Source organism: Neorhizobium sp. T7_12 (genome assembly GCF_002968535.1).
GTDB lineage: Bacteria > Pseudomonadota > Alphaproteobacteria > Rhizobiales > Rhizobiaceae > Neorhizobium > Neorhizobium tomejilense.
The window spans coordinates 24,450-44,901 of sequence record NZ_PVBK01000021.1 but is presented as its reverse complement, the minus strand read 5'-3'; the positions used below and the strand labels follow the sequence as shown (position 1 = coordinate 44,901).

Annotated in this window: 22 protein-coding genes; 8 read left to right on the top strand and 14 right to left on the bottom strand. The window is 60.8% G+C overall.

What is annotated here, in order from left to right; translation table 11 throughout:
- Positions 1–243: 243 nt before the first annotated feature.
- Positions 244–1,680 (bottom strand): PLP-dependent aminotransferase family protein, encoded by a 1,437-nt coding sequence (locus tag C5J26_RS27980; protein WP_105404744.1) that lies wholly within the window; start codon positions 1,678–1,680, stop codon positions 244–246.
- A gap of 591 nt (positions 1,681–2,271) precedes the next feature.
- Between C5J26_RS27980 and C5J26_RS27970 the strand changes: the two genes are divergently transcribed.
- The 5 genes from C5J26_RS27970 to C5J26_RS27950 all read left to right on the top strand — a co-directional run bounded on the left by C5J26_RS27970 (position 2,272) and on the right by C5J26_RS27950 (position 5,605).
- The gene (locus C5J26_RS27970; protein ID WP_245441301.1) at positions 2,272–2,730 is read left to right on the top strand and encodes a cytochrome c; all 459 of its coding nucleotides are present in this window, start codon (positions 2,272–2,274) and stop codon (positions 2,728–2,730) included.
- Between the two features lie 163 nt (positions 2,731–2,893).
- Positions 2,894–4,018, top strand: coding sequence for an acetylserotonin O-methyltransferase (locus C5J26_RS27965; protein ID WP_245441300.1), 1,125 nt, complete (start codon positions 2,894–2,896; stop codon positions 4,016–4,018).
- 72 nt (positions 4,019–4,090) lie between these two features.
- Positions 4,091–4,336, top strand: coding sequence for a hypothetical protein (locus C5J26_RS27960; protein ID WP_105404741.1), 246 nt, complete (start codon positions 4,091–4,093; stop codon positions 4,334–4,336).
- 201 nt (positions 4,337–4,537) lie between these two features.
- Positions 4,538–5,155 carry a LysE family translocator gene (locus tag C5J26_RS27955; RefSeq protein WP_105404740.1) on the top strand — a complete coding sequence of 206 codons (618 nt, stop codon included), beginning with the start codon at positions 4,538–4,540 and terminating at the stop codon, positions 5,153–5,155.
- A 24-nt stretch (positions 5,156–5,179) separates the two neighbouring features.
- On the top strand, positions 5,180–5,605 hold the full coding sequence (locus tag C5J26_RS27950; RefSeq protein WP_105404739.1) for a nuclear transport factor 2 family protein: 426 nt from the start codon (positions 5,180–5,182) through the stop codon (positions 5,603–5,605).
- A 180-nt stretch (positions 5,606–5,785) separates the two neighbouring features.
- On the opposite strand, the gene C5J26_RS27945 is transcribed toward C5J26_RS27950, so the two are convergent.
- Genes C5J26_RS27945 through C5J26_RS27885 form a run of 13 tightly spaced genes read right to left on the bottom strand, consistent with a single transcriptional unit; the run spans position 5,786 to position 18,537 of the window.
- Positions 5,786–7,786, bottom strand: coding sequence for a type IV secretory system conjugative DNA transfer family protein (locus C5J26_RS27945; RefSeq protein WP_105404738.1), 2,001 nt, complete (start codon positions 7,784–7,786; stop codon positions 5,786–5,788).
- The gene (gene virB11, locus C5J26_RS27940) at positions 7,783–8,808 is read right to left on the bottom strand and encodes a P-type DNA transfer ATPase VirB11 (protein WP_105404737.1); all 1,026 of its coding nucleotides are present in this window, start codon (positions 8,806–8,808) and stop codon (positions 7,783–7,785) included. Before virB11 ends, C5J26_RS27945 begins: the two co-directional genes overlap by 4 nt.
- Positions 8,771–10,003, bottom strand: coding sequence for a type IV secretion system protein VirB10 (gene virB10 / locus C5J26_RS27935; RefSeq protein WP_105404736.1), 1,233 nt, complete (start codon positions 10,001–10,003; stop codon positions 8,771–8,773). The genes virB11 and virB10 overlap by 38 nt, the downstream gene beginning before the upstream one ends.
- Positions 10,003–10,782 (bottom strand): TrbG/VirB9 family P-type conjugative transfer protein, encoded by a 780-nt coding sequence (locus tag C5J26_RS27930; protein WP_105404776.1) that lies wholly within the window; start codon positions 10,780–10,782, stop codon positions 10,003–10,005. Before C5J26_RS27930 ends, virB10 begins: the two co-directional genes overlap by 1 nt.
- Positions 10,783–10,814: 32 nt before the next feature.
- On the bottom strand, positions 10,815–11,507 hold the full coding sequence (locus C5J26_RS27925) for a virB8 family protein (RefSeq protein WP_105404735.1): 693 nt from the start codon (positions 11,505–11,507) through the stop codon (positions 10,815–10,817).
- A gap of 30 nt (positions 11,508–11,537) precedes the next feature.
- Entirely contained in the window at positions 11,538–12,563 is a 1,026-nt protein-coding gene (locus C5J26_RS27920) for a type IV secretion system protein (protein WP_105404734.1), read from the bottom strand.
- 6 nt (positions 12,564–12,569) lie between these two features.
- The gene (locus C5J26_RS27915) at positions 12,570–12,767 is read right to left on the bottom strand and encodes a hypothetical protein (RefSeq protein WP_105404733.1); all 198 of its coding nucleotides are present in this window, start codon (positions 12,765–12,767) and stop codon (positions 12,570–12,572) included.
- Between the two features lie 6 nt (positions 12,768–12,773).
- Positions 12,774–13,475, bottom strand: a complete 702-nt coding sequence (locus C5J26_RS27910) for a type IV secretion system protein (protein WP_105404732.1) — start codon at positions 13,473–13,475, stop codon at positions 12,774–12,776.
- Between the two features lie 15 nt (positions 13,476–13,490).
- Positions 13,491–14,570 carry a lytic transglycosylase domain-containing protein gene (locus tag C5J26_RS27905; RefSeq protein ID WP_105404731.1) on the bottom strand — a complete coding sequence of 360 codons (1,080 nt, stop codon included), beginning with the start codon at positions 14,568–14,570 and terminating at the stop codon, positions 13,491–13,493.
- Positions 14,567–16,981 carry a VirB4 family type IV secretion/conjugal transfer ATPase gene (locus C5J26_RS27900; RefSeq protein ID WP_105404775.1) on the bottom strand — a complete coding sequence of 805 codons (2,415 nt, stop codon included), beginning with the start codon at positions 16,979–16,981 and terminating at the stop codon, positions 14,567–14,569. Before C5J26_RS27900 ends, C5J26_RS27905 begins: the two co-directional genes overlap by 4 nt.
- Positions 16,982–16,983: 2 nt before the next feature.
- A complete protein-coding gene (locus C5J26_RS27895) occupies positions 16,984–17,283 on the bottom strand; it encodes a type IV secretion system protein VirB3 (protein ID WP_105404730.1) in 300 nt (99 codons plus the stop codon).
- A gap of 3 nt (positions 17,284–17,286) precedes the next feature.
- Positions 17,287–17,637, bottom strand: a complete 351-nt coding sequence (locus tag C5J26_RS27890; protein WP_105404729.1) for a TrbC/VirB2 family protein — start codon at positions 17,635–17,637, stop codon at positions 17,287–17,289.
- A gap of 15 nt (positions 17,638–17,652) precedes the next feature.
- Positions 17,653–18,537: a lytic transglycosylase domain-containing protein gene (locus C5J26_RS27885; protein WP_105404728.1), complete on the bottom strand. Its 885-nt coding sequence runs from the start codon at positions 18,535–18,537 to the stop codon at positions 17,653–17,655.
- Between the two features lie 260 nt (positions 18,538–18,797).
- On the opposite strand from C5J26_RS27885, the gene C5J26_RS27880 reads away from it, so the two are divergent.
- The 3 genes from C5J26_RS27880 (at position 18,798) to C5J26_RS27870 (ending at position 20,327) form a co-directional block, all read left to right on the top strand.
- Positions 18,798–19,319, top strand: a complete 522-nt coding sequence (locus tag C5J26_RS27880) for a hypothetical protein (RefSeq protein ID WP_245441305.1) — start codon at positions 18,798–18,800, stop codon at positions 19,317–19,319.
- Entirely contained in the window at positions 19,316–19,858 is a 543-nt protein-coding gene (locus C5J26_RS27875; protein WP_105404727.1) for a thermonuclease family protein, read from the top strand. The genes C5J26_RS27880 and C5J26_RS27875 overlap by 4 nt, the downstream gene beginning before the upstream one ends.
- A 211-nt stretch (positions 19,859–20,069) precedes the next feature.
- Positions 20,070–20,327: a nucleotidyl transferase AbiEii/AbiGii toxin family protein gene (locus C5J26_RS27870; protein ID WP_105404726.1), complete on the top strand. Its 258-nt coding sequence runs from the start codon at positions 20,070–20,072 to the stop codon at positions 20,325–20,327.
- Positions 20,328–20,452: the final 125 nt, after the last annotated feature.

The window sequence follows — 20,452 nt, the reverse complement described above, 5'->3', positions numbered from 1 at the left end:
TGGTGCACCTGACTCCGCAGAAGATTCGCCTTATACAGCACCGGCACCAGAGCCAGGCCAGGTTCGTCTTCCGCGGCGGCGAGATCAAAATGCCGATCTGGCAGAATCAGGCTTCCGGAAGCGAATAGCGCGTGAGAAGTGCTCCGTCGCGCCTGTCGAGAGTTACTTCGATGACGTCATTGACGAACCCATCTCTGATTCTGGTCCTTCGGTCGCCCGGCCCCGTGATCTTCGATACTTGGTTCACTGCGGTTCACTGTCAAAGCAGGCGCGGAGCAAATGCATCCCTTCCTCGATGTGGGCCGTGGGAATGGCGCCATACCCCAGCATAACCCCGGCCCGTGGGGTCGCGCTCACAGCGAACCTTGACAGTATCTGGACGGCGACGCCGCGATCGGCAGCACGGCGGGCGATCTCGGCGATCCGGTCCACCGACATTCTGCGGGCCAGAGCGGTAAGATGGAGCCCCGTTGTCGATGGGATGAGCTCGAGATGTTCGGCAAAATCACGGGAGATAGCGTCCGCGAGGACCTGGTGCCGTTCCCGGTAGATTGCACCCACTCGTCGGACATGACGCGCAAACTCGCCCTCATCGATGAAACGCCCGAGTGCCGCTTGCGCGAGGGTCGATGAGTGCCAGTCGCTGACGAATTTGGCCTTGTGCAAGGCCGCTCGCAGCGATGGCGGCGTCATCAGGAAACCTAGCCGAAGCGTCGGCAGCATTGTCTTTGAGAAGGAGCCGACGTAGACGACCAGTCCTTTTGCGTCGAGTGTCTGCAACGGCTCGAGAGGACGGCCCCCGAAACGGAACTCGCTGTCGTAGTCATCCTCGATGATGGCCGCGTTGTTTCTTTCTGCCCAGGCCAGCAGTGCCTGCCGGCGCGGTAGCGTCATCGTTACGGAAAGCGGATATTGGTGAGATGGCGTGACGTACACGGCCCGGACGCCGCGCGGCAGCGCATCAACGACCAGCCCCTGGCGATCCACCGGTACGCCAACCACGCGAATGCCCAACGCCTCGAACAACCGCCTCGGAGGGCCGTAGCTCGGATCTTCGACGGCAATTGCGTCGCCCGGCGCCAGCAGGACGCGTGCCAGGACATCGAGCGCCTGCTGCGTGCCGTTCGTGACAATGATGTCGTCCGCTGAAGCCCTAATCCCTCGGGAGATGCCTATGTGCCGGGCGATTGCGACCCTGAGATCGCGATGCCCGGCGGGGTGCTCATAAACGCCGGCGGTCGTTTCGCCCGAACGCAACGCCCAAGCCACCGACCGCCGCCATGAGTTGTGGGGAAACAGCGAAGCATCGCAAAGGCCGCTGCGAAAGTCGAACTGGACCGTCTCGAACGTAGGCGGGGGGTTCATCGCTACCCAGATCGGGCGCGGCTGAAGCGCCCCAGCGGATCGGCGCCCTGTCTTCTCGCGCCCGGCCAGCGTGGCCAATTCGCTGACGAATGTCCCGGACCCCTGCCGTGATGTCACGAACCCTTCCGCGGCTAGCCGTTCGTAAGCTACCGTAACGGTCGCACGCGACACGGCCAGCGTCCGCGCCAATTCGCGGCCAGGCGGCAGAGGGTCCCCCGGCCGCAGCCGACGATCCAGAACGGCGTGGCGGATCTGACGATAGATCTCGCCACTGAGGTCTTTGCGCCCGACCAGGCTGACGTGAAAGGCGGTCATGCTTTTAGAGTATAGAAAATTGGCCTGCCCACAAATTTCAGAATTGGCACTTCTATCAGTCCTGTTGTTTCCTTACGATGTCACTACGGCAATGTGAAGGAAGAGGGAGGCCTTTGCGCTGGAACAGTTGCGGAGACCTTGGCCAGTCTTGAGATTGGGAGGCCGAAATGGCTCACACGGATACTCACGCCAGTCATCACCCGTCGACAGTTCGCCTGCTTGGACTTGTGCTGAAAACCACCGCAATTGCAGGTCGCCAGACCTGGAAACGGACCGTCTCAAGACGTCCGACGATCGGGAATTTTGTATTTACCGCCGATCAGTTGAGGGACATCGGTCATGCCGAGGCCTCCGCGCCTGTGCTTGAGGTCAAGGCGGGTCTAGTCACGAACTTGATATCGATGAGGTAAGCGAACCCTCTCTATGAGAGAATTTGGCTTCCCGCGCAGGCAAGTCGGGGGCTGCAGAACATCGAGAAGCCAGGTCGTGGGAGAAACCAAGAACAAACCAAGGGAGGAAACCGTGATTCCAACATCAGTTCGTCTCGCATTCCTCACAGCCTCAGTCGCTGCCCTTCCATCGCACGCCGCCATGGCCGACGACGCACAGATTGCGCGTGGCGAATACCTGGTTACGATCGGCGGCTGCAACGACTGCCACACGCCCGGCTACTTCTTGGGCAAACCCGATATATCGCGCTTTCTTGGCGGCTCGGATGTGGGCTTTGAGATACCTGGCCTCGGTGTCTTTCCAGGTCCAAACATCACGCCCGACAAGCAGACCGGTATCGGCAACTGGACCCCGGAGCAGATCGTCGCTGCGATCCAGACCGGGCAGCGGCCAGACGGCCGCACCCTGGCGCCGATCATGCCCTGGCCTGCTCTTGCGCATCTCACTGCGGACGATGCCATGGCGATCGCGGTGTTCCTGCAAAGTGTGAAGCCGGTAAGCAATCAGGTCCCCGTCCCGTTCAAGCCTGGCGACACGGTGTCGACGTTCATGATGCGGATCATACCGCCGGGCGGAACCGCTGCCGCTGCACCGAAATAGGCCGGAAACCAGCCTTCCACCTGACGTCGTGTTCGGCGATCACTCCATTCCCCACGACGGTGACAGGGAGAGCCTCTGGGAAGGAGCCGACGAAAACCGCGCCGTCGAGACCACCGCGCGGCTTGAAGCTGCGAACTAACCGTCAATGCCTGAGGAGAGCGCCATGCCCAACCATCAGCGCGCCGCTACGCACACGACAACGCTTGCCCGCCAGCCCGGTTCGATCTCGGGCGAGACAAAGCTGTGGGCGGTCGATCAGCCGATTGCCACGCCGGAGCTTCCTTCCGCCGTCCCGCTGATGGCGCTTTCGACCGGTTTCTGGGCCTTCAAGACTCTGGCCGCTGCGCACGAGTTGGACCTCTTCAGCCGCCTTGCGGGCCACGCCGGCATCACGGTTGCCGGGCTGGCGGAAGCGCTCGGTCTGCATCCACGCCCGGCCGAGATGCTGTTGACCGGCTGCGCCGCACTCGGGCTTCTGGAGAAAACGGAGGGCCTCTATCGCAACACGCCGTTAAGCGAAACCTATCTTGTGCGCGGGAAACCGAACTACTTCGGTGGCTTCGTGCAGATGGCCGACAAGCGGCTCTACGCGGGCTGGGGCAAACTTGCCGAAGCGCTGCGTACGAACCGGCCAACCACGTGGGATCCGGCCGCGCAATCCTCGCTGTTCGATGGCGAGGATCCGACGATGCTGGCACTCTTCTGGGAGGCGATGCATTCGCTCTCCACGATGACCGCGCGCAAGCTCGGCGAAGCGGTGGATCTCGGTCATTTCCGCCGCCTCCTGGACATCGGCGGCGGATCGGGCGCCTACGACATCGAGCTCTGCAAGCAATATGACGAGCTTTGTGCGACCGTGTTCGACCTGCCGCATGTCGCCGAGATCGCAGCAGGCAAGGTTGCCGAGGCCGGCCTGGCCGACCGCGTGGATACCGTTGGCGGCAGCTTCTTCGATGGTCTTCCGGAGGGGCATGACGTACATCTTCTGTCGATGATCCTGCACGATTGGGACGAGGCGACGAACCGCGCCCTGCTGCGCCGGTCCTTCGAGGCTTTGCCGAGCGGCGGTGCAGTCGTCATCAGCGAGCTTCTTGTCGATGACGAAAAGACCGGGCCAGTGTCGGCCGCGCTAATGAGCCTCAACATGCTGATCGAGACGGAAGGAGGACGAAACTACACGCCGGCCGAATATTCGGCGTGGCTCGAGGAAGCCGGATTCCGGCACATCGAGACGGTCTGGTTCGACGCACCCGCCGCGAACGGCGCCGTGATCGGCCGCAAGCCGTAAGGCGCAAAGCTGACTGGAATAGGCGCCGCAGTTCAAATTCCGAGAACAACCGAACTCCAAAGGACCTCCAAAATGTACGACGTCGTGATCATCGGCCGCGATTCGGAGGCCTTTTCCGTCACCGAGACAATGATCTCCCCGCCCGACAGCGTTATGGCAACGGTCAGCGACTGGAACGCAGCGGGTGCGGAGTACGGCGCCAGACTGCCCGGCATCGCCGAGACCTTCGAACCGGAGCCGCCCGGAATGCACACGACGCGAACGGTCGACCATGTCGTCCTTGCCGTCGGGGGAACTTTGGCTGGAGCTCGACGATAATGAGGAGCGCAGCCTCGCGCCCGGTGATGTCGTCGTACAGAACGGCACGCGTCATGCGTGGCGCAACCGTGGAACGGAACCCGCTGCCATCCTGTCGGTCATGATCGGCGCCGATCCGGGATCGGCACGAAGCGGAGGTGATTGCATGTCAGACAACGGATTTTACCGCCTGCGCCCGCCGCGCGGCAGGGAGGCAGCCCGATGACCCTCGCGGCCTTCATCTCGATCCTTCTTCTCCATCTGATCGGCGCGATCAGTCCGGGACCGGCCTTCGTGATGACCGTGCGCACCGCCGCGGTCGAAGGCTTCCGGCCTGCCTTCTTGGCGTCGGTCGGGCTCGGGACGGGCGCCGTCTGCTGGGCGCTCGCCGCACTTCTGGGCCTGAGCCTGGTGTTCCAGGTCGCGCCCTCGGCGCTTCTCATTTTCAAGCTCGCGGGCGCTGCCTTCCTGTTGTGGATCGCCTGGCAGACCTTCCGTCACGCCGACGCGCCGCTGCCGCAGGTCGATGGCGACGGGCCGGCGCCGCGCACCGCCCGCTCGGCCTTCCGGCTGGGCCTTCTCACCCAGCTCGCCAATCCGAAGATTGCGGTATTCTTCGGCGCCGTCTTCGTCGGCATGGTGCCACACGACGCGCCGATCTGGGCGAAAGCCGCAATCCTGGTGATGATCCTCCTGGACGAGATGCTTTGGTATGCCTTCGTCGGGCGCGTGTTCTCGCTCGCGCATGTCCGTGCCGTGTACGGCCGCGCCAAGCGCTGGATCGACCGCGCCTTCGGCGTGCTGATCGCCACCTTCGGCATCCGGATCGCGGTTACCTAACGCCTTACAAAAAGGAGATTTCCTATGGGCGCTCCATCTCCCGAACTCTGTAATCTCTGGCTCGCGCGCGCCTTCAACACGCAGGACGTTGAAGCCGCGGCTGCAATGTATCACCCCGAGGCGTCGATCGTGCAGATCGATGAGGTTCACGGTGACACTACGATCGCGCGCGGCGCCGAAGGCATCCTCCTGACCATGGCGGCCTATATCGGACTTAAGCCCCATATGGATGTCGTCACTCATCACACCACGATTGCGGGGGACTTCGCCATGACGCGCTCGCAGTGGCTGATCAGGGGCGCCGATGAGAATGGTCGCGCGATCGAAGTGCACCATCATGGCATGGAGGTTCATCGTCGGCTTGCCGACGGGACTTGGGTATTTTTCATAGATCACCCGTCCGGCGCCGATCCGAGATGGGCTGTCGAAACTCCGCCGCATACGGAGTAGGGGGCCAGGGCACTACATCAGGGAAAGCCGCGGAGGATGCTTGCACGTGCTTCATCTGCAACGAGTTACGAAAACTTCCACGCGCGCAGGAATCGGGCGTCTTGATGCCATCCGCGTCGAGGTCACTACCCTTGCCGCCGAACACAAGGCAGAAGGCGACCCGATGCGCTGGCTACACGACTACTCCAACCCAAGTTCAGCCGGATCGGGAATTGTCCTCGCGAGAATGTCTTGAATACTTTGCCTCTGATGCGTTGGGAGATCTGGGACGGCTGCCACTTCCGCCACCACGGATTTCAAGCGGCGTGCGGTGGCAACAACACGTTCGCTCGACAGGTCGTCGGCCAATGACCCGCTGCCACCGGTCTTCGTTTTCGGTTTTGGCATGGCCCCTACGACGCGCGCGACCTTTCGGGGCGGCTGTGAGGCGGGCAGAACTGGGTCTTGTCGCTTCACAGGCTTCGGCCCCTCCTCGACGTCAGCCGCCGTGTTCTTGTGAAAAGCCTCTACCGCTGGCACGGTTGAAACCGCTACGAATTCGCAGTCGGGCACAACAACGCTCAGCGATTGGGCAGCCTTGGAAGCACTTCGAAAGGGCTCAGTGGCGTGGTACCGAACCTTGTTTGCAAAAATCGGTCGCTGACCCTCGACAAGCAGAACCAGCTTTTCCTCCGGGAGCTGCCGGATCTCTTGCGGCATCATCAGATCGCGCTCGCGGATCTGCTCGACCTTGGTTCGGCGTGGCAAGCCCAGGATTTCGAGGGTGCGCGACTCCGACTGGTATCGAATGGTGCGCTTGCCCAGTGCACGCGACGCATATTCTGCCGTCGCCTGGTCATTGGCACCGAGGATGAGCTGAAGTCCGCAATTGCCAAGCAGCGAGTGCCGGGCGGTTTCGCCATAGATCTCGTCGATATTCTTCAGGTCCTGGATGATGAAGGCCATCTTGATGTTGTAGCCGGCCACATAGGGCAGCTTGTTGAGGATCTCGTCCATCTTCTTGAGCTGGCGGAACTCGTCGAGCAGGAAATAGACGGGCAGGGCATCCTGGTCGTGCTCACGCGTCAGCATATCCATGATCTGCTGGACGAAAAGGGTCAGCAGGGGCTTGAGAATGGTCATGTCAGTGATGTTGGGCGCCAGGTAGATGGTGACCGGCCGACGCTGCAACGACGCGAGATCCATGTCGGTGACGGCTGTCGCAGCAATCACCCGCTCATTGCGAAATGGCGCCAAAGCCTTCTGGATATCCAGGAGGGCAGATCGCGCGGCACGCTCGTTCAGGGAAATATAGGCATTGAAGCTGTCCGTAGTGAATCTGGAGAGATCCAGCTCCGTTTCCTTGATAAGTTTCATCAGCACCTGAAGGTCGATACCGGTATTGAAGAAGGCGTAGACCTCACCGAGGTTGCGGCGGTTCTTGTAGTGGCTGCTTTCAAGCACGTAGCTGATGACGCCGGCGATGATCTGTTGCGCGGTCCCCTGCCAGATGGCATTCTCGGAGCCAACCGTCTCCGGGATCAGGACCGCTGCCATGTTCTGGATGTCGATCGTGCGGCTCCCGCGGTCGGACCGGACGAAATCCAGTGGATTCCAGCGGTGCGACTTCTGTGACCCGGGCGAAAACAGAAAGACCTGATTGCCCCTGGATTTTCGATAGCCGGCCGTCAGCCCGAAAATTTCGCCTTTGAGATCGGTCACGATCATCGAACCGGGAAATACCAGGGCGTTCGGGATGACATAACCGACGCCCTTGCCGGACCGGGTCGGTCCGATGATCAGGTGATGGCGGTCGTCCTTGCGTCGCAGGACGCGCCCGCCGATCCGGCCGAAGATATGACCGTCCTTGCGGAACCAACCCCCGCGTCGCATCGCGGCTATATCCTGGAAGGCGGCGTCACCCAGCGGGCTGGATGGCTGGTGCAGACCGAAGATTGTGGCCGCGGCGGCTGCGCCGATTGCCGGAACGGCCGCCGCGAGCGCGACCAATTGAAGGGATCGGCTTCCGGAATAGGCAATGAACTGCTGAAGCGGCGCCAGGGGATTGGTTGTTGTCATCAGGTGCAGGATTCGTCCATCCTTCCAGACGAGCTGCAGGATAAGGCTGTAGCTCAGCATCCAGACGGCGACGGCGATCAGCCCGCAGAAGAGCAGGTAGAATGCGAGGTAGCTGCGGCTCATGGTCCACGCCGGGCGTAGAAGATTTCGGAAACACCGCGGCGGCCGCCATCGCGTCGCAGTTGGATGACGATCGGGATGACCATGCGGATATAGGACATCAGATCCTGTTTCGAGTATCCGGACGCCATGCCGGCCTGCATCATCATCATCGCCAGCTGCTCGTAGGCGCCCATCGGTGTGTCGGCATGGACCGTCGACATGCTGCCCGGGTGGCCGGTATTGATGGCTCGCAAGAACGCGAAGGCTTCCGAACCACGGATCTCGCCGACGAACAGGCGATCCGGGCGCATGCGCAGTGATGCCTCAAGCAGCGATTGAATGGTGACCTGCGCAGTGCCCTGATCGCCCCGCGATGCCAGCAGATGGACACGATTGCGATGGGGTGGAAAAAGCTCGCGGGTATCTTCGAGCGTCAGGATCCGTTCACGCTCATCGATGCTTTTGAGGCAGGCATTGAGGAATGTCGTCTTCCCCGTGGACGTCCCGCCACTGATCAACATCGACACCCGCTCGCACACAGCCGTCTCAATGAAATCGTGGATCCGATCGGCCTCGAGCAGCTCGGTCAGTTTGACCTCGGTCTCGCTCCGTCCATCGACTGTGACCACGACCTTGTCGAACGCGCCGCTGTCGCGATATTGCGCCAGTGTAAAATCGCTGATCACCTGTTTGCGGATCGAGATCGACCCGCCATCCGGGGCAGCCGGCGGAAGCACGATCTGGATGCGTTCACCAGAAGGCAGGGCAGCACTCAGCAGCGGATTGATCCGGCTGATGAACTGATTGCTGGCCGCCGCCGCCCGCTCACCAATATGCTCGATCTCTGCCGCGGTCAATTCAGTGACCGCATGATGTTCCATATGCGCGGAGCCGAGGCGCTCGACAAACACCTCGCCGGGCCGGTTGACGGAGATCTCGACGACTTGTCGATCGTCGAGAAATGCGGCGAGCGGCGAGAGTGCGCGCCGCAGGAAATAATAGGGGTCACTGGCGGTAACGACCCTGATTGATGGCTCGCTCATGCTTGATCTCCTTCAGCGCTTCCTCGACCGGGTCCGGATACATGGCGGAGAAGTCGAGGTCCTGGCGGACATAGACGAAGATGCGTTCCCCTTGATGGACGCTGATCGTCGGCGGGATCCTGAGGTTTTCCGACAGCGCCTGGTTTGCCATGTCGGAAAAGGTCTGGGCAATCGTCTGGCGGGCGAGGTCAGCCGCGCGATCGGAATTCGAGTTTCCATTGTTGCCGCCTGAACTGTACTGGCCGCTGCCATAACCGGTCAGGTAGGACGAACCGGCGCCGACGACCGACAGCAGGGTCGCAGAACCAAAGCGCTCCCGCCATTTGTTGTCGACGATCCCGGTCAGGCCTGAACGCCCGAGACTATCGGTGCCGATGCTGTTCAGGCGAACGGTGACGCCGTCATCCCGCAGCAGTCGGGTCCAGATGACGAAGATCCGCTTCTGGCCTCTTGTGATCTCCGATTGGTATTCGCCGATCAAGCGCGTGCCGGTCGGGATCAGGACGCGGCGTCCGTCGAAGGAATAAACGTCCTGCGATGTGATGGCGCGGACCTGGCCGGGCAAATCGCTGACGATAGCGGTTTCGAGGATGCCTGGGATCAACGTGCCTTCCGGTATCATGGCGTCGATGCGCTTGATCTGGCGGCCCATGGCGGAGCGGTCGCCAATCGCAGACGCCGTCGCCAGAAATTTGCTGGCATGATCCTCGCCGGCGACGGTCGGACCGCCATCAGGACTGTTGCCAGTCGGCGATCCATCGTCAGAACCCGTTTTGGCGGAATCGACGACGATCTGCTTTGACCGGTAACGCTCGGGAAATGGCTCCGGTGCTGGCTCCGCAGGAGCGGCAATCATCGGAGGCGGCGGCACATTGAACTCGGTCGTGTCGGATTTTTCAGCCGATTTCTCCGGTGGAGGTTCCGGGATCTGGATGACATCGGGCTCTTTCGGTTCGGGCCTCAGTTCCTCGCGCAGGAAGGACGGCGGCCGGAATGTCGTTGTCGAGAATTCCTCGTCACCTGTCAGCGCATCGCTCGTATTGCGCTGTGGCATAAACACGGCGACATAGGCGAGGCCCGCTCCGCCGAGCAGCAACGCTGCACCACCCAGCAACTGCTTGCGGCGGGCGCGTGTGTCGCGGACCACCGTCTGGTCGGCGGCCAACATGGCTTGAAGCTCAGGCGAACGTTGCATCAGTTGCGGCTCCTTCTGCGTGTGGTCGCTTCGGAATCCGGCACAGGGCTCATGATCGCCGGGTCCGATTGCCCGAAATCCGGCTTGCGGAGATTGAAGATGCAGGTCCACTGGTCGCCATCACGGAGGGTGTATTGCGTGGCGGTGCCATCGACGACGATATACGCGCCTTCCCGACGGAAATTGCGCAGCGTTTCAGTGAAGTCGGCATTGACGGCAAAGATTGCCGGAACTTGTCGTGCAAATCTGAAGAAGGTTTTCCTGCCGTCGTCGAACACCATCAGCGGCTTGAGAGCGATATCGCCCGAGAAGGAATAATCGATATTGACGTTGGCTTTGTCGATGCCGGCGATATTCGGGTAGGCGGCGCGTGCCGCGGCTTGCCTTCGCAATGACGCATTCAGATCCTTGTCGGGATAGATGAAGCGAATGCCGAAGACCTGTCTGTTGGCCTCGGGCGCAAAGTCGTTGAGCTCGAGGTAATAGATACGCTTGGTGGTGACGACGTTGAGATTGGTCGAAACATTCTTCGCCGTCGGCTTGACGAACAGGATATTGCCCCTGTCGGTCGGCACGACATCCCAGCTATCAGTATCGCCGAGGGCGATGGTTTCGAATTTCTCGTCCTCGTCGAAGATGATCATGGTCGAGATGCCATAGGTGGCAAACACGCGCACGACATCGTTCGGCTGGTAGGTGATGCTGGTGATGCGCGGATCGCGACGGCCGGCGGCCGGCGTGGCGGCGGCGGCCGCGATACTTGCCGAGGCGAGCCACATAAACAAGCCAGGAATGAGAGGGAGGCGCCTGATCATGAGTTGCTCCCCGTGACCGTTTCCTGGTCGCGACGGTAGTCGTAGACCTGGAAGCCGAGCGGGTTCTCGAACCGCCACTCGTTGGTTGCTGGCGTGTCGGTATAGCGAAAACGGACAACGGCGATCCAGTGACGCGTTACCGCCTCGGCCTCCGAGATCTCGGAGGTCGCGAAGCGGACGATCCCGGTCGAGCTGTTCGGGAAGGTGACAGACGCGATATCGGTCGTGATGCGCATCGATTTGCCATAGAGCTTGGCCGGGTTCTTCGCGTTCGCGGCACTGTAGAGTTCCTGCAATTCCCGCGCGGCGTTTCCGGTCGACAGCAATGCCGCGATGGCGAAATTGTCGGAGATCGCATAGGGGTCATAGCCTTCGCGCGAGCGGATATAACGCACAATATTAGCCTGCGTGATGGCCTGCTGCTCCGTCAGGCGAGCAGGACGGGTGAGCCCGCTCTTGACCTCCAGGTAACCGGTGTTCTTGTCGACCACCACGACATAGGGCTCAAAGCTCTTGAGCGGGACGAGCATCACGAGAGCGATCAGGCTCAGCAGCGTGATGCCGCCGAAAATCGTCGTGACCAACCAGGCGAGAGCATGCGATCGCCTGGTGCGCTTGACGATCTCTTTCTCCCAGATATCGCCACTTTGATAATAGGATCGGAGGTCAATATCCTTTGGATCTGCCATGAGGAATCATCTTCTCGACATGAGGAGGGGTCAGGTGGGCGTGCCTTGTCGGGTTATCTTGTCCTGCATTGCGGATTGGGCGCCGGTGCTGTCGTCGCCATCACGGCGCCGAAAGCGCGATCCGAGAGCGCCCGCGGTGCGATGGGCACTTCGGCTAAGGTGCGCCCCTCCGCGCGCGACAGTCCGCGGATATTCAAGGCCGAATCGGCGCGTCATTCGGGCGGCAGCAGCACCGATGCCGCCGGCGATCCCGCCGGCAATCCCCTGGCCGATCGACTGAATGTAGAGCATGACAAAACCGCCCGCGATGCACAGCAAGAGGAATCCCGCAATGTCGGCGAGCGTCAGCCTGCGGCTATTGCTCGCCGCATCGATCTTCGAGAGCTCCGGGTCCATCGCAGCGATCAGGAACGCCGCGATCACGTAGATGAACAGTGGGATCAGCGCATAGGTCAGCACTTGATTGAACCAGCCGACACCATAGCCACGGGTGCGCTCGAACAGCATGCAGGCGATAAAGACCGGCGCCGTCCCGATCAGAACCCAGAGCATCACCTTGGCGAGGATCAGCACGGCCAGAGCCACGGCAATGAAAACCCCAGCGCCGATCATGATCAGAATGCCGATCATGCTGGGGAGTATGGAGAAGTAGCCCGATTGTTCGGCGAAGGCGGAGGCTGCCTGGTTGGCGGTCGTCCAGATCTGCGACATGCCATTGGTCGGCTCGATGATGCCCGTCCCGGATGCGGCAAGGATCGCGCGGCCAAGGTCTTCCGGCGTGTCATTGATCCAGTGATAGAAGAGATTGTTGAAGTTGGCCCAGGAGCTGATCAAGGCCAGGATGATCATCATCCTGGCGACCCGGCCGATGATCTCGCCGACGCCAAGACGCGAGGTACCCATGACCAGTTGGAGCCCGTACCAGGCGACGTATACGATGAACATGATGCGAAGCAGAGGCATCAGTTCGTTGCCGACAACGGTATAGGCCTGCTCGGAAAAATTCGAGCCTGAGCCTTCGATGCGCTTCAGGAGGTCGCCGAGAAAATCTTCCATCGAAACTCACTCCTCAATGCCGAGCGCGATGAACGCCGCGGCAGGATCGTTGACGGCCCGCATGACGGGGCACGCCGGACGGGGATCTCCCACGAACGATGTCAAACTGGCCGCCCGTTTGCACGGGGCGGTCTTTTCCTTCATCGTTCCACAACTGAACAGAAGGAAAGACGCGATCAGCAGTGCGGTGGTCGGCTTCAGCATCGCGGCTCAGGGTTCGTAGGCCAGAGTCTTTTTGGTGTTGGAGATGTCCGTCAGTCGGCGCTGGTTTTCGGCCTGCAGCGAGATCACCACGCCGTTCATCACCCCGATCATTTCGTTGAGGGTCAAGCCGGACTGAACCTGAAGCTGGGTATTCTGGTCGATCGAGCCCTTGATGTCTTCAGCACCGCCGATCTGGCTGCCGGCCTGTTCGAAGGCACCCTTGCGGGTCTCGATCGCCTGCTGCGAACCGTTGATCAGGGCAGAGACGCCGAGCACCGCGTTGACAAGTTGCTCATAGGACTTGTCGCTGGAAAAGTTGCTGTTTTCCTTGCCCGACAGCGATTTGACCAGTTGCAGTCCGTTGATGAACACGGCGGCCGTTTTTGCGATGTCGCCGCTCATCGAGCCGAAATTCGGCAGCCCTTCCTTCAAAAGGCTGTCGAATGACGGCACCGACGACACGCTGAATCCCTTGCCGATCGCCAAGTCCTTCATCGGGGCCGCCGTGCCGGCCCGGTCTCCGGTGACGGCCTTCAGAGTATCGGTCACGGTGGTGAGAATGTTCTTGTTGGTATCGAGGATTCGACCTGTCGTCTCGGCCGTTTTTTTGGCAACGGCATAATTGGTCTTGTCGATGACGGGGACATCCGAAAGGGCAGGGGCTGAGGCCGTGGCGAGAACGGCGGTGACCAGAATGCTCGTCTTCATTGTCTTGCTCCTTCTCTATTGGGTATCGAGCGCCAGCTCGATCTGGGTTTGATCTTCGCGCCTCTCGGCGCACGCCTTCCGCTCCTTGCTCCAGACGAGGTTCTGGCGCGGATCGCAGAGGCCGGTCGTCTCACGCGGCATGTCGTTTCTTTTTGGAGGCTCGGCGCTCCGGGATGACCCGGACAGATTGGCCGACGAAACGGCATTGCGCGAATTCGCAAGGTTCGCCATTGCCGTGGTCAGCTTGATGAGGTTGTTGATCATCTCGAGGTTGGCGTTGCGCGCCGTGGAATTGAGATCCCAGCTGTCCTGGATTGTGCCGGCGTGCAGCTGTCCGAGCTGATGGTACCAACTCGCGACATTGCCAAGGCTATCGCCGGTTGACCGGGCCACTCCCATGGCGTTGAGCGTCGAGGTTCGCATGTCGGTATAGGCGGTGTCCCCACCTCCGAAATTGAGCGGGATGCCGGACTTGTCGGAACCGCCGAAGGCCGGCAGCCAGTCCCGGGTTATGGAGGCGACGTAGCCCTGCGTTTCCTTGAATGGCGGAATCCCGCCATATTTGTCGACGTTGCCGGGCCCGGCATTGTAAGCGGCCAGCGCCAGAGACAGGTTACCGCCATAGCGGTCCAGTTGCTGGCGATAATATCGAGCGCCACCACGCAGGTTCTCCTCGATATTGTTCTCATCGACGCCGAGGCCTGCGGCGGTGCCGGGCATCAGCTGTGCGAGCCCGGTGGCGCCGGCGCTCGACTTGGCGCATGGATTGAAGCGGCTCTCCTGGTAGACCAGGGCTAAAAATTGGTTTTCGTCAACGCCCTCTTCCCGTGCCACGCGGCGCACCAACCCGGAAATCTCAGGGTTTGCTTCAGCCGCACCGACCGGATCGTTGCGGCGACCGGGCCGATAGACGGAGCAGGTCACCGAGGTATGGATCGTATGGCGATCATGGTCGGTGTCCGCGATCGTGCCGGTGGTCCGGTCGCGTTGTTCGTGGGGATCGAGATTGGTATTGTCGAGGACAGACACGTCGGCCAATGCGATGCTGGCGGCGAGCGTCGATCCGGTCAGTCCCAGGGTCAGAGTGCTCTTCATGCCTGCGCCCCCCAGCCGCAGAATTTGGCGAGCCAGCTGGCTGGATCGTCACCATGCGCCTCACGCAACCGTGCGCATTCCTCAACTGTTTCCTTGCGGCCGGACAGGACCTTGATCAGGTCCGGCATGGCGCTGAGATCGAGCCGGGCGATGACGCTGTCATTGCCGTGTTTGATCAGGAAGGCACGCTTTTCGGGCGGCGTATTGCGGACGAAGTTAAATTCCTTCACCGTCAGTCCGAAACGGTGGATGTAGCTCTCCTCGTCGGCGCGGGGGTTGGGAAAGTGGATATGGGTCGCCGATTGCTCGATCAGCGTATGCGCCGCCGGCGATCTGACGATATCAGCCGCCGACTGCGTACCGAACCCGACGATGCCGTTCAGCTTGCGGATCGTCTTCATCTTGTCGACGATGAAGTCGCTGAACGTCTGGTCGCGCAAAAGCCGCCAGCCTTCGTCCATGAAGATCATCACCGTCGTGCCGTCGAACAGCGCGTCGAGGCGGTGATAGATGTACATGAGGGCAGGCGCGCGTACCTCCTCATTGTCGAGGATGCTGGTCATGTCGAAGCCGAACACTCGACGGTCGGTGAACGACAGGACGTCGTGGCGAGCATTGAACAGCCAGGCCTTTTCGCCTTCGATCCATGGGCGGAGCCGCGCGTGAAGATCATTGGGGCCCGCCCGGGAGCGACCCGTCAGCAGACCGGACAGGTTGCTCAAGGTCCGCTCCGCGATGGGCTCCTGCATCAGACGGACGATCGCCCGTTCGAGCGTGTCTTCTTCTTCCTGGTCGAAGGCGGGGGCGGAGTCCTTGCGCAACACCGCCTTGAGGAGGCGAGCCAGGAATTCGCGATTGTCGCCGGTATTGTCGATCTGCAGTGGATTGAAGCCGGTGGGCATGCCGGGCGAAAGGATTTCATAAGATCCACCCATCGCCCGGATGAAGATTTCCGCGCCGCGATCCTTGTCGAAGAAGACGGCCCGCGGCGAAGGGCGGACCCGAAACGCCTGGGCGAGCAGGAAGGAAAGCGCCACGGTCTTGCCGGACCCGGTCGGGCCTGTGACGAGGAAGTGGCCGACGTCATGCTGGTGGAAGTTGAACCAGTACGGTGTCTGGCTGGTCGTCTCCAGGATGGTGATCGGGCTTCCCCAATGCGTGCCGTTCCGCTGTCCGGACGCGAAATTGTGCATCGACGACAGGCCAGAGAAATTGGCGCTGGAGAGCATGCCCCGCCGGGCAATGTAGGCGTGATTGCCGGGAAGCTGCGCCCAGAAAGCGGCCTCGAGGTTCAGGTCCTCGCGCAGCCAGTTGATGTTCATGTCGGTCAGGCATGCACCAAGGTCCGATACCGCCTTGTTGAGGCCATCGAGTTCTCGCGACAGGCAGAGCAAGGTGAGGTGGTGAAAGCCGAACACGGCTTCCTGATTGAGCAGACTGTTCAGCGCGAATTCGATATCGGTCTCGACATCGCTGCCGGCTTCGTCGGAAGCGCCGATCTGTCGCCTCAAGCGGGTGATCCGCTCCTGCGCTATCGGTTTGTCGGCAAGCGTGAAGGATTGGGTGAGGATGAACTCGTGGTTCACCTGCAACAGCCCGTCCAGCATGCCCGGGCCGGTAAAGGGAGGATATTCCTTGATGGAGAGCATCGCCCCGAACCGATCCTCTTGCCGGGTCGGCCCCTGCACCTGCATGGTTCTCCGAGAGAAATGCAGGCGCGAGGTGCCGACATAATTCGCGAGCCGCATGCGCGGAAGCCGCATCTCGCGCGGCACCCCGCAGGTCAGGATCGAGTTCAAGAACTCGCAAGGCTCCGAGTAGGGCTCGCCCTCGCGTTCAGCGATCGTCAGAACTCGCGCGCCGTATCTGCCGAGATCGCGAACAACGTTGCCGATCATCTCTTCGAGGTCGTCGACTGCTTCGCGCAGCAGGTCGTCTTTAACCACTCGCCGCGCTGCACGATCGAGAAGACGACGGACCCGATCGCCGACGGCGAGCGCACCGCGCATGCCCGAGCGCAGCACTGTCAGGTAGACCTCGTTGGTGAACATGCGCTTGCCGCTGAGCGACGCGGCATACCGACGATCGAGTTCGGCGCAGAAAGGATCATCGAACGTCCCGTCGATCGCGTTGTCGGCTTGCCGACGGATCACTGTCGACCACAACGAAAACCGGCTTGACCCGAGCGCTCGGATCAACGTGTTTTGCGCGATCGAACGCATGTTGATCTCTGCCTGGTCCTCAGTTTGGAAAAACAGGCCATCCAGCTTCACGACGCTCATCAGGGCACCGTCTTCCAGGCGGATGACGGTATCGGCTACGTGGCGCATATACGGGATGTGCTTTGCCATCGGCCGTTCCCGGCCGCGGGCGGCGCCGAATCCCAATTCGTCTCGGATCACGGTGAGCATCGTCATGGACCGTAGGAATTGGCGCCCCAGAAGGTCTTGTTGGGGGTGCGGGGCGTCTGCCGGAGGGAAACCTGCAGCACGTCGAGAACGCGAGCGTCCCAGCTGCAGAGGGTGAACAAGACGACATAGGCGAAGGGCGCCGTGAGGAGTGCCCAAAGCTCATTGGTGACCAGCCAGGCGATGATCGTCAGGCCGATGACGAGGACGGCGGCCATATAGGGAACACCCCAGAGCGTGGGGGAACGGGTCAGTCCGATGACGAGGGGCGTCAGAAGCGGCTTGTCGTCTTCATTGACCGCCATGGCTCAATTCCCGACTGTCGAAATGAGCTGATCGACGATTGCAGGTGCACCGAAGACGAGGCCGATCCCGAGGACGACGGCGCCGGCCGTGAACCAGCTCAGTCGGCCGGCAAAGGCCAGGAAGCCGAGGCCGATCACCGCAATGATGGCGACGAGCCGGCCAAACGGACCGGTAATGAAGTCGACAACCGCTTGGACGACGGTCTGAAGCGGCGCGAAAGCCTGATTGGTTGCCTGCGCCTGGGCAATATCGGCCGCGACCAACTGTGCCAGCGCCAAAACGGAGATTGCCGCCCCGAGGGGCAATATCTTGTTTCGTGCCGGGTTCCGCAACGGGGAGCCTGCGAGTTTCATTTGGGCGTCCTTTCTTCAGAACTTCATGACCCCGCCGACAAAGCTGACGGCGCGGGCGCCGATTATGCCGCTCTTTCGGTTACCGGGGGGCGGTGAGGGATTGACCGATGAGGGATGTTTGTCGGTTCCGCGGCCGGGTGTCTTGCCGGGCTCGTCCAGACCGAGCTGCCGGTTCAGCACCGCAGTGACGTATCGAACCGTCTCGGGATAGGGCGGAACTCCGTTGTTTTCGAAGATGGCGTGCTCGCCGGCATTGTAGGCCGCCGCAGCGAGCAGCGGATTTCTGAACTGGTCGACAAGCAACCGGAGGTAACGCACGCCGCCGTCTATATTGGACGCCGGATCGCAGACGTCTGTGACGCCCAAGCGCTTTGCCGTGGCAGGCATCAGTTGCATCGGCCCGCGAGCACCCCGTGGACTGTTGCGAACCTGATCGAACCGACTTTCTGCCCAGGCGATTGCTGTCGCGAACCCGGCGTCGACGCCGTGTCTGTCGGCTGCGGCCTCGACCAGATCGGCAATCTGATCCGGGGGCAAAGGTGAAGCTGGGCAGTTCGGGAGATAGGAAGAGTTACTATATTTGTTCGCATTGATCCCGATTGTGAGCGCAGAACCTTGAGCCGAGATGTCGGCGCCATTGGGATATGGAAGATGCCTTATTTTGTTCGCACCACTGTCGTGGCCTTCTTTCGAAAGATTGCCCGATGCGCCAAGGTTATAGATGTCGACCCTTGGCTCGGATTGAGATCGCGCCCTGTCGAAAGGTTTCATCGCAGGAGTGCCGACATCATTCGAAACACGCGCATAATCAAATGGTTGTCCCGACTGTGCGTGCCCCTTTGCATTCAATATTGCTGCGAACGAAGCAGCGACAATCAATGTCAGAATGTGCGAGCTCATCTAATAAACGCGCTCCAATTCATTCGGACGACACCTCGCAATGACGCCGTGGTTGTCCAGGGCGGTTGCCGATATTTACTAAATAAGGTAACATCTAAATCAGCAACGCCGAACGGAAAAGAGGAAAAATCTTGGAAACTCGAAAAAAGAGGATATCAAATCGAGATATGTCAAGGATTGGCATTGCGTTCTTGGTGGCCGCGTCGCCGTTGGGGTTGCTCGCGTCAGCTATCGCGGCCGGCAATATTGACGAGGCCTAGATCCGGTCCCTTGCCGCCCCAGGCAGGAGCGTGCTGATGATCGAATATTACGACGGTCAGAAATCCGTCGTTGCCCGCAAGGGTTATGCTTCGGTGGGCGGTTTTCAGGCGGTATCGGCGACGGGTTTCAAAGTCGATGACAAAACCCGACTTCATCTCTTTGGGCTTGAGCCATGCAGTGGTGAAATGGTCAATCGCAGGGAAGGGTTCGCCGGCAGCTGCGACGATTTCGCGAAAGAGCAGCTTGCGATCAAGCTGAAGGCAGCGAAGGTTCTCTATTGCCGCGCGTTCGCCTCGGAACAGGGCGCCGCGATCCAGGACGTCACCTGCTTTGGTTATTATCATTACCCCGGAACGCTGGACGCGATCGACAATGTGGAGGAACATCTCGTCTCGCTGGGCGCATTGCGGCTGTCCAAAAAGGCCGACGGCGCTTTTCTGAGGCCTGATCTCGTCGCTGCCGAAAAAATCGGACGGGGCGGCTTTGGCATGTGGGCCGACGCACGGGTAAAAGCCCCATGAGCCGGCCTGCTTGGATTTTAGTGGCGGCCATCGCGATCGTCGCATCCGACGCGACCGCGGCACCATCCGAGTTTTTCCGATTCTCGGGTTCGGTGACCCTGGAAAGCGGCGACACCTGGTCGATTGCCGGCAAACGCTACCGCCTTTACGGCGTTCAGTCCTGCCTTCGCGGCACGGGCTATACCGATCGTCAGAACCGGGAGAAGGATTGCGGTGATGCTTCGATCGCTGTCCTTGCGGCCTTCATCCGGGACACCCATCCATCCTGTGCACCAATCGCCCAGAAAGCCGACCTGACCTATGTGGTCTGCTATGCCACCGTGGCAGGTCAATCGCTCGACTTGGGGACCATTCTGATTTCCGAAGGTTTTGGATTCGCAGCACTCGATCCCAACGGAATACCCGTCAATCCGGCCTATGCGGTGGCCGAGCAGCAGGCGAGATCGCGGAGGGCGGGACTGTGGCAATTCCCGGACGTCCAGCATCCGTCGGTCTTGATCGGCAGGGCGGCGGGTGTGAAACAAAGGGGTTCTCGATGAGATCAGTTCTCCAGGCTTCTGTTCTGGTTGCTGCCGTTGACGCGTCAGAGGTTCGTGCTGCGGACTTCAAACATGGCGCCGGGACCCCTGCGCCCGCAGAGCGGGTGATATCGTTGATCTCGGCGTGGGCTTCGGCTCTCAGTGGCGACACGCTCTGGTTTCCAACACGAGGCAAGAAAGTCAGGCTCGATGGCATCAGGCCCTATGGGACGTGTTCGATATCCGCTGGCTGGTCGAACGCTACCAACCTGACGAGGAAACAAGGGACGTCATTTTAAAGACCCTGCTCGAAAAATCCGACACACGCGATATTGAGCCGAAGCAGGACTCCTTCAACAACCCAGAAGTCAGGGAACGGTCGGCCCGGGAGTGGGAGACAATGATCCTCGAAATCGGCGCAAACCTGCCGGACTTCGAGGAGTCTTTCAACATCGTCCACAAGTTCTACCACTCGCTGCCCTGGAAGTGAGCCCGTCCGCCAATTGCGGGGGCCTCGCTCGAAGCCTCAAAAAGGCGGATCCGACGCTGATCGGGAACAGGAAAAGCAGCAGAACAACAAAGATTAGTTGGATGTCAGTCGGCCTCTATTGAGGT